This window comes from Pseudoalteromonas sp. SG45-5, assembly GCF_014164085.1.
GTDB lineage: Bacteria > Pseudomonadota > Gammaproteobacteria > Enterobacterales > Alteromonadaceae > Pseudoalteromonas > Pseudoalteromonas aliena.
The window spans coordinates 24,598-38,820 of sequence record NZ_JACJEM010000027.1 but is presented as its reverse complement, the minus strand read 5'-3'; the positions used below and the strand labels follow the sequence as shown (position 1 = coordinate 38,820).

The window sequence follows — 14,223 nt, the reverse complement described above, 5'->3', positions numbered from 1 at the left end:
ATGATATAAAAGAGAGGATTGATGAGTAATGTAAAGCAACTTCCTATTCAATTACAAAAACTTGGCTTGATGCGCTTTAAAAAGCTGTATCCGCAACAGCATAATATAGACAGTAAAATTGTAACGTTGTTAGCGCTGAGTGATTTTGCATGGCGTAGTTTAGAGTCGCAACCTGATTTAATGCCATGGCTGTTATGCAAAAATGAACTACAAAATAGGGCTATACACTCTCCTTTTGAAAGTTTGGACCTTACTGAATTAGATGAATCTCAATGTCATAAACTCCTTCGCAAGTATCGAGAAAAGTACTGGCTGAAAGTCGCTTTTTTAGATTTATGCTGTAATAACCCTATCTCAGATAGTATTAAATATATTAGCCAGCTTGCAGATATGCTGATTCAAAGCGTAAATCAATGGGCGCACGCACACGTTGCCAAAGTTAACGGTGAACCTTTGGATGAGCGCAACCAAGCAATGCCTTTAATGGTATTAGGAATGGGTAAATTAGGGGGGCAAGAACTTAATTACTCATCAGATATCGATCTTATTTTTGCATATCCTCGCAGCGTTAAAACACAAGGAGGGCGTCGCAGCATTGAGGCACAGATATTTTATACTAAAGTTGCACAAAAGCTCATCGCATCATTAAATCAAACCACGGGTGATGGGCAGGTATTTAGAGTTGATATGCGGCTTCGTCCATTTGGTGAAAGCGGCCCTCTGGTGATGAGCTTTAACGCGATTGAAGATTACTACCAAGAGCAAGGGCGTGATTGGGAACGTTATGCCATGTTAAAGGGGCGCTTAATTGGCGTGCCTAATCAATATTGGGATGAGTTTAATCAGCTTTTAAAGCCGTTTGTATATCGCCGATATATTGATTTTTCGGTTATTGAATCACTTCGTAAAATGAAGCTTATGATTGCTCAAGAAGTCCGCCGTAAGCGATTAACAAATAATATAAAATTGGGTGCTGGTGGTATTCGAGAGGTGGAATTTATTGTTCAAGCCTTGCAAATGGTGCGCGGCGGGCGTGAAGCTAACTTACAAACGCAATCGTTACTCAAAGCATTAAAGGAGTTAACAGTAAGTCAGATTATTGATGATCTAGAAGCTAAAGATCTAAAAAATAACTATCTGTATTTAAGAAAGGTAGAGCAGTACTTACAAATATTTGACGATCAACAAACGCAAACATTGCCCAATGATGAGCTAAACCAGCAGCGTTTGAATCTATTGCTAGCACAGCCAGATTTTACAGCATCAGTAAGTGAAATTGAACATGTGATGAGTCAGATCAATAATGAATTTACGCATGTTATAGGTGAGGAAACTGAGCCTCTAGATACTTGTGAAAGTGCGTTTGTAAGCGCATGGGAACATGGTGATATAAGCTTTTTAAATGATCCCAAAGATGATTGGCAACTACCACTGCAAGACTTTAAGTTACGTTTGTCAAAAGCTAAAGTTGGTAATCGCGGACGTGACATTCTTGATAAGTTAATGCCAGCACTGCTCAAGCAGTTAAGTAACTTTAATGCCAGTGCAACTGCATTTACGATGATTTGCCAAATTCTCAATAAAATTATCTCTCGCACTGCGTATTTAGAATTACTTTATGAAAATCCAGGCACATTAAAGCAATTAGTTTTACTGTGCTGTCATAGCAAGTGGATAGGAGAGCATATATCGCGCTACCCAATACTACTTGATGAATTAATAGACCCCGCTGTTCTTTATAAGCCAACTCCATTAACTGCTTATAAGGATGAAATAAGGCAATATTTCTTACGTATTGAGCATGACGACTTAGAATTACAAATGGAGTCGTTAAGGCAGTTTAAGCAAACTCACCAATTACGCATAGCAGCCGCTGATGCGACGGGTTTTATTGATGTCATGAAAGTAAGCGATCACTTAACTGCATTAGCTGAGGCTGTTGTAGGTCAGGCCGTAAATATTGCATGGCACAATACAGCTCAGCGTTTTGGTACGCCCCAAGGTACTGATGACGAAAATAAAGGCTTTGCAGTCATAGCGTATGGTAAAACAGGTGGTTTTGAAGTCGGTTATGATTCAGATTTAGATTTAGTATTTGTACATAATCATGATGGTTTAAGCCAAACGAATGGTAAAAAACCAATTGATTCACGGCAGTTTTATTTAAAGCTAGCGCAGCGCTTAATGCACTTATTTAATACCCGTACAGCATCAGGTATTTTGTATGAACTCGATACACGTTTACGTCCTGAGGGAGCTTCTGGCTTATTAGCAATTAATCTTGAGAGCTTTAATCACTATCAGCAAACTCAAGCATGGACATGGGAGCATCAAGCGCTTGTGCGCGCCCGACTTATTTTAGGTCAAGATGAACTTATTGAGCGTTTTGCTGAAATCCGTAAGGACATTCTTTGTCAGCAGCGTGATATAAAAGTATTAAAAGATGATGTAATAAAAATGCGTGAAAAAATGCGCGTCCATTTAGCAAAAGGCAACACGGACAAATTTGATTTAAAACAAGATATTGGTGGTATGGCCGATATTGAATTTATTACTCAATACTTAGTGCTTAAATATGCTCATGAATTTGAGAGGTTAACGGTGTACTCTGATAATGTAAGGATTTTAACTGATGCCGCAAAAATCGGATGCATTACAAAAGATCAGCAACAGCAGTTAATACACGCTTATATATCGTATCGTTCTCGTTATCATGTGTTGAGCTTGGAGCAGCAAGGTCGGTTAGTGCCACGTATACAATTTGAAGAAGATATTACTAATGTTAAGCGAATTTGGGATATCATTTTTGAATTGAATTGAATTGAATTGAATGACAGAAATCCAAGCACAGGCTTGGATTTTTGTGTTACTTACTCACACATTTATTTTGACACAGTTTGCTCGAACAAACTCAGATGGTTTTTCAGTGATAATTGCAGCACGTTGTTTGTGGCAAAAATAAGTGTAAACCTCGTATTCAAATTCATCATTTATAGCGCGACCAATTTGGTAAAATGTCGAAGTGAAATCGTTATCAACTCTAAAATAATCTTTCACTACAAAGTCTTTATCTAAATACCAATATAAGGTGATGCCTTCGTTCTCGGCAAATTCAGAAAGCGCCTCTTTTAGTGTGGTTCCGCTCTCAAAGCGTCTAGGTTCGATTTTTCCAGCCCAATTTGTTGGCATAGGATCAACGATCCGAGTGCGCTCGGTTAATACACGATCTAGAGTTTGCTCTGGCGCAGCTAATTTTAGAACAAAGTTACCGCGTTCTTTATCATTTTTAGATTTATTCTGGATTGAAGCATAAAAGCGTGACAGTCCTTCAGCAGCTGCATTTTTGGAGTGTTTAAAATCCAATACTAAGCCGTCACTCAGTAAGAAGTAGAGAGCAAATATTATTAATAATACTGCAACTAAAAGATGTTTAAGCCAAAACCACATAATTATTACTCACTTAATGCGAATCTTTAATAGTTATATCAATTACTTCTTGTAAAAAGAAGGGGTATTTTTGTCAGGTCTAGTTTTAAAGCGGCGGTGCAGCCACATATATTGCTCTGGTGCTGCATTAACAGATTGTTCTATACGTTGGTTAACACGTGTTACATCTGCTTTACTATCGCCACTGGGAAAATTTTCGAGCTCGGGTAATACTTCTAAATGATACTTGCCATTTTCATCACGGCGAGTAATTAAGCTCATGGTTTCACAGTACTTACTGCCAGCAAACATAAGTGTTCCTGTGGTGGTTGCTGTGTCTGGTACTGCATAAAATGGCACAAACTCACAACGTTTACGGCCATAGTCTTGATCCGGTAAGTAGTAACACACCTTTTTGTTTTTGAGTGCTTTTAATAAGCCTTTCACATCTTTACGGCCAATTAAATACTCGTTTGAACGTAAGCGCCCATTGGTTGTAAAGTATTCCATAAGCGGATTATTATGAGGACGGTAAAAACCAATACCTTGGCATTTTAAACCCATAATACGGCTAGCCATTTCTAAATGTAAAATATGGGGAACAAGCAGCAAAACCCCTTTACCAGATTGTTGCATACGCTCAAAGTGTTCAAGCCCCTTTAATGAGCCCAGTGCTTTTTGTACACGCCATTGCGGCCACCACCATGCCATGCCAGTTTCGACCATTGCAATGCCGGTATTTTCCATATTTTTGAGCACGAGATCTTTTTGATCTGCTTCGCTCATATCAGGAAAACACAGTTTTATGTTTACTTCTGCAATATGGCGGCGGCGTTTCATAAACTTATGAACTAAGCGGCCAAGTTGTTTACCCATCGCCAACTGTAGTTTTTGTGGCAACCAAGAAATTAAATATAAAAATAGAACGCCAACCCACGTTAACCAGTATCGAGGGCCTAAAAAAGATGCTTTAAAAGGAGATGAAGTGACCACAAAAATCTCTCTGAGAATAAAAACGATAGTTTAACGCTAAGCGTTATAAAATACAAAAAGCCAGCATGTAGCTGGCTTTGAATGTATATAGATTTTATATCAAGCTATAACTTAAGCGGCTTTTAAGCCTTGGTTTATAGCCACTAAATCTTCACTTTGTAGTGTACCAGCAGCCAATTTTAGGCGCAGAGTCGATAACACATATCTATAACGTACATCAGCAAGGTTACGCTTGGCGTTGAATAAGTTTTGTGTACTAACCAGCACATCAACAATAGTTCGTGTGCCTACTTCAAAACCCGCTTCAGTTGCTTTAAGCGCACTTTGGGCCGAAACAACCGCTTGCTCTAGTGCTTTGTAGGTAGCAATGTCCGAAACAACTTGGTTGTAAGATGTAATAACTGTGCGTGTTATAGCACGGTAATTGGTTTCATAATCTTGACTTGCAGCTACGTAAAATGCACGGGCTTGATTAGTTGCTGCAACCGTTGCACCACCCGAGTACAGTGGGACGCTGAAGTTAATACCGACAGATGATAAATCTTCACGTGGGCGGTTATTAAAGCTCATATTGTTTGTTGTTGAGTCAGTTAGGGTATCACCATAGCTAGCGTTTAGAGTTAGTTTTGGGTAATGCCCCGCTTTTGCTTGCTCAATTTGATCTTTTGCAATATCGACGGTTACTTTAGAGACTTGTAAGCTAATATTTTTGTTTTCAGCAACTTTAACAAAATCTGAAGAAAGTTTGGCAGGCTTGGTTGTAGAGAAACTGTCGGTATTTAAAAAGTCTAACTTTGCATGATACTTACCAGTGATTTCGCGAAGTTGCTCACGGGCTGTTTCTACTGCATTGCTTGCGATAATCTCTTGAGCTACTGAATTATCAAACTGAGCTTGCGCTTCGTGTACATCAGTTATTGCTGTTAAGCCCACTGCATAACGCTGTTTTGTTTGTTCAAGTTGGCGTTCAATAGCACGTTTTTCAGCTTCTACAAACTCAAGGTTGTCAACCGCACTTAATACGTTAAAATAACCTTCAGCAACGCGTACAATTAAGTTTTGCTTAGCTGCATCGTATTGCGCACTTGCTTGCAGAGCTTGTTTGTCTGCAATGTCTAACGAGTTCCAAGCGCCTAAATCAAATAAAGTTTGGCTTAAACTTAAGCCTCGAGAAAACTCATCGTTATCAGTATTAAACTGATTAATAGCCGATAAATCTTCAGATTGTCTATAAGAGGTTGAATCAGTTTTTTTGTAACCCATACTTAAACCAATTTGAGGTAATAATGCACTCATGGCAAGATCACTTTGGTAAGATTGTGCATCAGCTTGGGCTTTTGCTTTTAACACGGTGGGATCGTTAGCTGTCGCTATTTCAAAAACTTGTAGTAAATCTTCAGCGTTAGCGGCTGTAGCGCCTAATGCGCATGATAAACTAACCAGCGCCGCAAGGATGTTCTTTTTCATATTAGGTTCAGTCCTTAGACAATTTTTATACTAAAAGCATGTTAACCTGTTTTACTTCATAAAAAAAAATTTTTTTGTAAAACCGTATGTTCAAATGTAACAGGATATATTATCGCATTTTAGTTGTTGAGCAATATAGGAAACCAATAGATGGTAAATAAAAGCTTGGTTCAATTTACACATAAAGATGTGAACATAAAACCGATAAAAAATCTCTACAAAGGTTTCTTTCAGGTTAATTTATACGAGTTTGAACATGCATTATTTGCAGGTGGCACCTCACAGTTAATTAGTCGTGAAATTTTAGAACGAGGCGATGCAATTGCTGTACTTCCTTATGATCCCGTATCAGATAGCATTCTCTTAATTGAACAAATACGAATTGGCGCCATTAAAAGCAAGCATTCGCCGTGGCTGCTAGAATGTATAGCCGGAATGACGGATGGCAGTACAGATTATGAATCGGTTGTTAAAAAAGAAGCGTATGAAGAGGCTGGACTTGAGTTAACAGAGCTTGAATTTATGCTTTCATATTTATCAAGCCCTGGGGGCACAACAGAGCGCCTCTATTTATATTTAGCTCGTGCTGATTTAAGCCAAGTGAAATCGGGTGTCTATGGCCTTGAAAGCGAAGGCGAAGATATAAAAACACACGTTTTATCGGTTGATGATGCGTTAATGCGGCTCAATAACGGTGAAATGGATAATGCCGCAACGGTTATCTGCATGCAGTGGCTTGCACTTAATCGCGAAAAAATGAAAGGAAAGTGGGCATAACTTTTAAATTAACTAGGGCGTGTTGACCTTTGGTGGTTGAATTTACAGCAGACTGTTTGGTATTTAAGCAAGGCAGAGCCTATGATGTGTGGTGTTCCCCATAAATAGGCGAGAACGCAGCATAAATGCCAAACATGCGCTGCCCTTTGAGCTCGATCTAGGGACGGTCGACTCTTTGTTGCTCGGTTTTTACTTAGCCCACTAGGTTACAAACCTCGCGCCGTGATTCAACCGCCCCTAGATTGAACAAATTTCAATCCACAAAGATCAACACGCCCTAAATTCGGTTAAAAAATAATGGTGGTACTTTGACAGCACAATTAGCAACGCAGCGATATATTCAAAGCCTCCCAAAGTATTTAACGCTTTGTGAGCATAATTACGTGCGACTATTAAAGTTGTTACCTAGCGAGCGCAATGTAGGAAGCATTCGCGAAGTAAAACTAGGCAACAGTGAGTTTGCTACAAAAATTGATGGTAGCGCAAAATACACTATGGATATTTCAATCAAGCAACTAACAGGCATGGTGAAAGGTATTACACCGCTATATTTAACTGTAAGGTTGTATCACGATGCTAAAGTTGCTGAAATTATTCATCACGATTATCATCAGCGAATCAAGCCATCTTATGGATACCCTAATCCTAAAATGCACCAAAAAGATGAAAAGTATCAACTCAATGCGTTTTTATATGACTGGCTTGTAGCTTGTGTTGAGCATGGGCAAGCAACCCTTAATTGGGATGTAAATAATGGGCTGGTTTAATGAGCCTTACAAATTTAATACGTCTTCATTACGCATAGCTCATATAACTGACTGCCATTTATTTGCTGATAAAGCGGATGAGTACTTTGGTGTAAATACGGCATCACATTTTGAGCAAGCATTAGCGCATATGGCCACGCAAGCACTAGATGGTGTGATTTTTGGTGGTGATCTAACACAAGATCACAGTTTTGAATCTTACCTGCTGTTTAGTGAATTGATACATAAAAGCGCATTAACATGCCCTGTATTTTGGCTGCCAGGTAATCATGATGAAACAGCAATGTTGAGTCGTATAAGTGGTGGGCAGATAAATAGCGCTAAACATATAGTGGCAAACGAAATTGAGTTGTTACTTATTAACTCAAAAGGTCCCACACCAGCTGGCTGGGTTAGCGGTGCGCATTTAGATGAAATAGCCGATTGTTTAGTGCAATCAAGTAATGATAAGCTCATCTTTTGCCACCATAATCCATTACCAATAAATGGTTACCTCGATAAGCATATGCTTGAAAATGGGCCTCAATTATTAAATATCTTGGTAAATAGTGGCAATGTTAGTGGGCTTTTTCATGGTCATGTTCATAATGAATATGAGCAAAGCTATAGAGATTTAAAAGTCTATGCAACGCCAGCCAGTTCAGTGCAGTTTAAAAAGTATAGCGCACAGTGGCTGCAGCAAAATTGTGGCCCCGCTTACAGAATGTTTTATATAGACGCGCAAAAAGCTAGAACAAGTGTAAAAACGGAAGTCATATGGCTAAACGGGTAATTTATATTCATGGTTTCAATAGTTCACAAAAATCATATAAAGCTGTGCGCTTTGGTGAGCTTATGGCAAACTATGATGTTGATTATTGTGTACCGAACTTAAACCACGAGCCTCTACAAGCTATAATTAAGCTTGAGCAATTAATAACGCCTAATACTGTTTTATTAGGTAGCTCGTTAGGTGGTTTTTTTGCCACATATTTATCGCAGCGTTATCAAATTCCTGCAGTGGTTATTAATCCCGCAGTAGCACCGTACACATTATTGCAGCCGTTACTTGGTCCAAATTATAATCCGTATCAAGATTATTATTATGATTTAAATAACAGTCATATAAACGCTTTAAAAGCACTGGCTGTCGATAAACTAAAACACCCTGAATTACTGTATTTACTACAGCAAACAGGCGATGAAGTGTTAAATTTTCAACACGCAGTAAATTATTATTCACAATGCAAGCAATTGGTAGAATTTGGTGGTGATCATAGCTATACAGGTTTTGAAAGCACTTTTGCGAATATTGTAGATTTTCTTAAAATCACGTAAAACTAGCTAAGCTCGTCTTAGCACATATAAAGATAAAAATTATGAGTGATCAAAATTATAACGCCGAAGCCATTGAAGTACTTAATGGGTTAGATCCAGTAAAAAGACGTCCTGGGATGTACACCGATACTGTAAGGCCAAATCATTTAGGCCAAGAGGTTATCGATAACAGTGTCGATGAAGCGATGGCGGGTCATGCTACTCGTATCGACGTAATACTTCACGAAGACAACTCGCTTGAAGTAAGTGATGATGGACGTGGTATGCCCATTGATATTCACCCTGAGGAAGGCATTCCTGGGGTTGAATTAATCTTCACTAAGTTACACGCCGGCGGCAAGTTTTCTAATAAAAACTATCAATTTTCTGGCGGTCTACACGGTGTCGGTATTTCTGTAGTAAATGCGTTATCTACGCGTGTTGAAGTAACGGTACGACGCGATGCTCAGCAATACAGAATGGCATTTGAAAGTGGCGATAAAGTAGAAGACTTAAACGTAATTGGCACTGTGGGTAAGCGCAACACAGGTACTACGGTTCGTTTTTGGGCAGATGTTAGCTATTTTGATTCACCAAATTATTCAATTACTAAACTAAACCATTTATTAAAAGCCAAAGCGGTTTTATGTCCTGGGTTACGTATTAAGTTTGTTAACAAACAAACAAAAGAAACCCAAGAGTGGTTTTACGAAACAGGCTTAAAAGATTACTTAATTGAAGCTATTAAAGGCTTTGAAACATTACCGCAGGACCCGTTTGTAGGCGAATTTAAAAGCTCAATTGAAGGTGCAGATTGGGCTGTTGTATGGCTACCTGAAGGTGGCGAATCCATAGCCGAGAGTTATGTGAACCTGATCCCTACCGCACAAGGCGGTACGCATGTAAATGGTTTACGCCAAGGTTTACTTGAAGCAATGCGTGAATTTTGTGAGTTTAGAAACTTACTCCCTCGTGGCGTAAAGTTAACCCCAGATGACATTTGGGAGCGCTGTAGTTACGTGCTGTCAGTTAAAATGCAAGACCCACAATTTGCAGGTCAAACCAAAGAAAAACTATCATCACGCTCGTGCGCTGCATTTGTATCGGGTGTTGTAAAAGATGCGTTTAGCTTGTGGTTAAATGAGCACACTGATACCGCAGAGCTGTTAGCGGAGTTATGCATTTCAAATGCACAAAGCCGCTTACGCGCTGCTAAAAAAGTAGTCCGTAAACGCGTTACCGCAGGCCCCGCATTACCGGGTAAATTAACAGATTGTAGTGCCGCTGATAACGACCGTACTGAATTATTTTTAGTAGAAGGTGACTCTGCTGGTGGCTCTGCTAAACAAGCGCGCGATCGTGAATTTCAGGCAATTATGCCGCTGCGTGGTAAAATTTTAAATACGTGGGAAGTTGAATCGGGGCAAATACTCGCATCGCAAGAAGTACACGATATTTCAGTGGCATTGGGTATTGATCCGGAATCAACCGATATGTCGGGATTGCGCTACAATAAAATTTGTATATTGGCCGATGCTGATTCGGATGGATTACACATTGCAACTCTATTGTGTGCTCTGTTTGTTCGTCATTTTCCAGAGCTAGTAAAAACAGGGCATGTGTATGTTGCAATGCCGCCATTATTTAGAATTGATATTGGTAAAGAAGTTTACTACGCACTTGATGAAGGCGAAAAAACCGCTATCTTGGCGCGTATAGAAGCAGAAAAAAAGCGCGGAAAAGTAAACGTACAGCGATTCAAAGGTCTGGGTGAAATGAATCCGTTGCAGCTTCGTGAAACTACGATGGATCCAAATACCAGACGTTTGGTGCAGCTTACACTTGATGAAGAAGTAGAGACCATGGAAATGATGGATATGCTGCTTGCTAAAAAACGATCGCCAGATCGTCGTCAATGGCTAGAGGATCATGGTAATAAGGCACAAGTTTAGTTACTTGTGCTTAACACTAGGAGAGACGAATGAATAAGTTACTAGGAAGTTTGCTATTACTTGGGCTGACTACCGCTCCGGCAATAGCTAAAAACATACTCGACGAGCTTACTGTAGCACCTGGGTTTGAAATCAGCTTATTTGCAGATGATGTAGAAAATGCACGTCAACTAGCTGTTTCAAAAAAGGGGATTGTGTACGTAGGTTCTCGTAAAGCAGGCAATGTATATGCGCTTATCGACCATAATAGCGACGGTGTTGCTGATAAAAAAATGCTGGTTGCCGAGGGATTAAATATGCCGTCGGGTTTAGCCATTAAAGATGGCGACCTGTATGTAGGTGAAGTACATCGCATTATTCGCTTTAAAAATATTGATACTCAATTAAAAAAACCAAAGTTTGAAATACTGTATGACGCATTGCCATCTGAGCGTCACCATGGCTGGAAATTTTTACGTTTTGCACCAACGGGGGAGTTAATCATACCGGTTGGTGTACCGTGTAATATTTGTGCTGAAGACGATCGTTTTGGCCGAATTTTTGCGTTAGATGTCGAAACTAAACAAATAAAAACAATAGCAAAAGGGGTTAGAAATACAGTAGGTTTTGATTTTCATCCTGCCACCCAGGCCTTATGGTTTAGTGATAACGGTCGCGATATGATGGGCGATGATATTCCACCGGATGAGATAAATCGTGCAACGCAAGAGGGTGAACATTTTGGCTTTCCGTATGTGCACGCAGGTGCGATCATCGATCCTGAGTTTGGCAAAGGCAAAAATATTGCCGATTACACGTCGCCAGCCCTTGCTCTTCCGGCGCATGTCGCACCACTAGGTATTCATTTTTATAATGGTAAGCAATTTCCAGCAAGTTATAAGCAGCAATTATTTGTAGCTGAACATGGCTCATGGAACCGTTCTAAAAAGTCAGGCTACAAAGTAGGGCTAGCAACAATTGAAGTCGGTCGCGTAACTAAATATACACCTTTTATTACTGGCTTTATGAAAAACGAAATAACATTTGGACGCCCTGTTGCATTTGCAGAATTAGGCGACGGCAGTCTGTTAGTAAGCGATGATTACGCCAATGTAATCTACCGTGTAAGCTATAAGAAAAACTAGGTAAGCTTTAATGAGTGATACAGATACCTTGCTAATGCAAGGAATTGAGCAACAAACTATGGGGCGTTTTACCGAAGACGCTTATTTAAATTATTCCATGTACGTAATCATGGATCGTGCTCTACCGCATGTAGGCGATGGCTTAAAACCAGTACAGCGACGTATTATTTATGCGATGAGCGAACTGGGGTTATCGGCTAATGCTAAGTATAAAAAATCAGCCCGTACCGTGGGTGACGTACTTGGTAAGTACCATCCACATGGCGACAGCGCCTGTTACGAAGCGATGGTATTGATGGCGCAGCCGTTTTCTTATCGCTACCCATTGGTAGATGGGCAAGGGAACTGGGGCGCGGCGGATGATCCTAAATCGTTTGCTGCAATGCGTTATACAGAAGCGCGTTTGTCTAAATTTTCAGAAGTACTATTAAAAGAGCTTGGCCAAGGCACAGTCGATTGGACACCAAACTTTGATGGCACAATGGATGAGCCCGTCGTACTGCCTTCTCGCTTACCACATATTTTACTTAACGGTATAACCGGTATTGCAGTTGGTATGGCAACCGATATTCCGCCACATAACGTACGAGAAGTCGCCAGTGCATGTTGTTTATTGCTTGATAAACCAAAAACAGAGCTGGAAGAATTACTTGAGCTTGTACATGCTCCAGATTATCCAACCGACGCTGAAATAATTACCCCAAAAGCCGATATTCATAAAATATATAAAACCGGTCGCGGGTCTATCAAAATGCGGGCGGTATACACCGAAGAACATGGCGATATAGTGATTACAGCGCTTCCGCATCAATGTTCTGGTGGTAAAGTGCTTGAGCAAATTGCAGCGCAAATGAACGCTAAAAAATTACCCATGATTGCCGATTTACGTGATGAATCAGATCACGAAAATCCAACTCGTATAGTGATTATACCGCGCTCTAACCGAATTAAAGCAGAGCCATTGATGGCTCACTTGTTTGCGACCACCGATTTAGAAAAAAACTACCGTGTAAACTTAAACATGTTGGGGCTAGATGGCCGCCCGCAAGTTAAAGACTTACGTTGTATTTTAAGCGAGTGGCTAATATTTAGACGCGAAACCGTGCGTCGCCGCTTGCAGTATCGCTTAGATAAAGTATTAGCGCGTCTACATATTTTAGAGGGTTTATTAGCCGCCTTTTTAAATATTGATGAAGTGATTGAAATCATCCGCAGCGAAGATAAACCAAAGCCTGTATTAATGGAGCGCTTTGATTTAACTGATACGCAAGCGGAAGCGATTTTAGAATTAAAGCTTCGTCATTTAGCAAAACTTGAAGAGTTTAAAATTCGCGGTGAGCAAGATGAACTAGCCAAAGAGCGTGATAAATTAGCGCAAATTTTGGGTTCAGAACGTCGTATGTCAACACTGCTTAAAAAAGAAATTCAAGAAGCAGCTGAAATGTATGGTGACGATCGCCGCTCGCCAGTGATCGAGCGTTCAGAAGCGAAAGCACTTAACGAAAAAGATTTAATACCTTCAGAATCAGTGACCGTTGTGCTATCAGATAAAGGCTGGGCACGCGTTGGTAAAGGCCATGACTTAGATGTACAAGGTTTAAGTTATCGCTCTGGTGATGGCTTTAGAGCTTCCGCAAAAGGTAAGAGTAATCAACCAGCGGTCTTTTTAGATTCAGCAGGGCGGGCGTTTGCAACCGATGCGCACAGCCTACCTTCTGCGCGTAGCCAAGGTGAGCCGATGACAGGTCGCTTTAACTTAACACCAGGCGCTAATTTTGAGCACGTGGTAATGAGTGAAGATGAGCAAGTCTTATTGATGGCGTCAGATGCGGGCTACGGTTTTATTACTGATTTTAAAGATTTAGTAAGTAAAAATAAAAATGGTAAAGCGCTGGTCAGTGTTCCTAAAGGTGGAATATTACTTTCACCAATAAGAGTAAACGATGTAGCAAGTGATTACTGCATGGCTATTTCTAACGAAGGTCGAATGCTCTTATTCCCATTACGCGACTTACCAAAATTAGGTAAAGGTAAGGGTAATAAAATAATTTCTATTCCAGGGGCTAAAGTCCAAGCTCGCGAAGAATTTGTAAAAGTGTTGGCTGTTGTACCAGAAGGAAGCAGTGTAACGCTTCATGCTGGTAAACGAAAATTAACACTTAAACCAAGCGATTTAGAGCATTATCATGGTGAGCGGGGCCGTAGAGGTAATAAGTTACCACGCGGCTTGCAACGTGTTGATGAGGCCGTTGTAGAGCTAACTCCTCAAGATGATGAACCAATAGACGTTATTAGCGAAGAGTAGCCAATCACTTTTTTGTTTTAAAATAAAGGACTTAAATCTTTCAGCGTACAGTTGTGCGCTATAGTCTCGTTTGTGTCACAAAATAACGCTATAATACTCATAATTGATTTTTGGAG

The 14,223-nt window shown here is 40.1% G+C and carries 11 protein-coding genes; 8 read left to right on the top strand and 3 right to left on the bottom strand.

The genetic code is table 11. The features are described 5' to 3' along the window. Positions 1-21 precede the first annotated feature (21 nt). Positions 22-2,820 carry a bifunctional [glutamate--ammonia ligase]-adenylyl-L-tyrosine phosphorylase/[glutamate--ammonia-ligase] adenylyltransferase gene (gene glnE / locus H5119_RS10510; protein WP_182702192.1) on the top strand — a complete coding sequence of 933 codons (2,799 nt, stop codon included), beginning with the start codon at positions 22-24 and terminating at the stop codon, positions 2,818-2,820. Between the two features lie 54 nt (positions 2,821-2,874). Here glnE and H5119_RS10505 read toward each other — a convergent pair whose 3' ends face one another. The 3 genes from H5119_RS10505 to tolC form a co-directional block, all read right to left on the bottom strand. Continuing rightward, entirely contained in the window at positions 2,875-3,447 is a 573-nt protein-coding gene (locus H5119_RS10505) for a toxin co-regulated pilus biosynthesis Q family protein (protein ID WP_182702191.1), read from the bottom strand. Positions 3,448-3,489: 42 nt separating this feature from the next. Next, entirely contained in the window at positions 3,490-4,419 is a 930-nt protein-coding gene (gene lpxL / locus H5119_RS10500; protein ID WP_182702190.1) for an LpxL/LpxP family Kdo(2)-lipid IV(A) lauroyl/palmitoleoyl acyltransferase, read from the bottom strand. Between the two features lie 111 nt (positions 4,420-4,530). Next, positions 4,531-5,886, bottom strand: coding sequence for an outer membrane channel protein TolC (tolC, locus tag H5119_RS10495; protein ID WP_182702189.1), 1,356 nt, complete (start codon positions 5,884-5,886; stop codon positions 4,531-4,533). 150 nt (positions 5,887-6,036) lie between these two features. Between tolC and H5119_RS10490 the strand changes: the two genes are divergently transcribed. The 7 genes from H5119_RS10490 (at position 6,037) to parC (ending at position 14,107) form a co-directional block, all read left to right on the top strand. After that, positions 6,037-6,663, top strand: a complete 627-nt coding sequence (locus H5119_RS10490; protein WP_182702188.1) for an NUDIX domain-containing protein — start codon at positions 6,037-6,039, stop codon at positions 6,661-6,663. 308 nt (positions 6,664-6,971) lie between these two features. Next, on the top strand, positions 6,972-7,430 hold the full coding sequence (locus H5119_RS10485; RefSeq protein ID WP_182702187.1) for a DUF1249 domain-containing protein: 459 nt from the start codon (positions 6,972-6,974) through the stop codon (positions 7,428-7,430). Then, positions 7,417-8,202: a metallophosphoesterase gene (locus H5119_RS10480; protein WP_138583916.1), complete on the top strand. Its 786-nt coding sequence runs from the start codon at positions 7,417-7,419 to the stop codon at positions 8,200-8,202. The genes H5119_RS10485 and H5119_RS10480 overlap by 14 nt, the downstream gene beginning before the upstream one ends. After that, on the top strand, positions 8,187-8,747 hold the full coding sequence (locus H5119_RS10475; protein ID WP_138583917.1) for a YqiA/YcfP family alpha/beta fold hydrolase: 561 nt from the start codon (positions 8,187-8,189) through the stop codon (positions 8,745-8,747). Before H5119_RS10480 ends, H5119_RS10475 begins: the two co-directional genes overlap by 16 nt. Positions 8,748-8,788: 41 nt before the next feature. Further along, entirely contained in the window at positions 8,789-10,678 is a 1,890-nt protein-coding gene (gene parE, locus H5119_RS10470; RefSeq protein WP_138583918.1) for a DNA topoisomerase IV subunit B, read from the top strand. A gap of 29 nt (positions 10,679-10,707) precedes the next feature. After that, positions 10,708-11,802, top strand: a complete 1,095-nt coding sequence (locus H5119_RS10465; RefSeq protein ID WP_182702186.1) for a sorbosone dehydrogenase family protein — start codon at positions 10,708-10,710, stop codon at positions 11,800-11,802. Positions 11,803-11,812: 10 nt separating this feature from the next. Beyond that, the gene (gene parC / locus H5119_RS10460; RefSeq protein WP_077536970.1) at positions 11,813-14,107 is read left to right on the top strand and encodes a DNA topoisomerase IV subunit A; all 2,295 of its coding nucleotides are present in this window, start codon (positions 11,813-11,815) and stop codon (positions 14,105-14,107) included. Positions 14,108-14,223: the final 116 nt, after the last annotated feature.

What these genes read in the sequence shown, in the direction of transcription:
- H5119_RS10480 (WP_138583916.1), top strand. Translation starts at nt 7,417, where the DNA reads ATGGGCTGGTTTAATGAGCCTTACAAATTTAATACGTCTTCATTACGC.
- H5119_RS10490 (WP_182702188.1), top strand. Translation starts at nt 6,037, where the DNA reads ATGGTAAATAAAAGCTTGGTTCAATTTACACATAAAGATGTGAACATA.
- H5119_RS10465 (WP_182702186.1), top strand. Translation starts at nt 10,708, where the DNA reads ATGAATAAGTTACTAGGAAGTTTGCTATTACTTGGGCTGACTACCGCT.
- parE (WP_138583918.1), top strand. Translation starts at nt 8,789, where the DNA reads ATGAGTGATCAAAATTATAACGCCGAAGCCATTGAAGTACTTAATGGG.
- tolC (WP_182702189.1), bottom strand. Translation starts at nt 5,886, where the DNA reads ATGAAAAAGAACATCCTTGCGGCGCTGGTTAGTTTATCATGCGCATTA.
- glnE (WP_182702192.1), top strand. Translation starts at nt 22, where the DNA reads ATGAGTAATGTAAAGCAACTTCCTATTCAATTACAAAAACTTGGCTTG.
- H5119_RS10475 (WP_138583917.1), top strand. Translation starts at nt 8,187, where the DNA reads ATGGCTAAACGGGTAATTTATATTCATGGTTTCAATAGTTCACAAAAA.
- parC (WP_077536970.1), top strand. Translation starts at nt 11,813, where the DNA reads ATGAGTGATACAGATACCTTGCTAATGCAAGGAATTGAGCAACAAACT.
- H5119_RS10505 (WP_182702191.1), bottom strand. Translation starts at nt 3,447, where the DNA reads ATGTGGTTTTGGCTTAAACATCTTTTAGTTGCAGTATTATTAATAATA.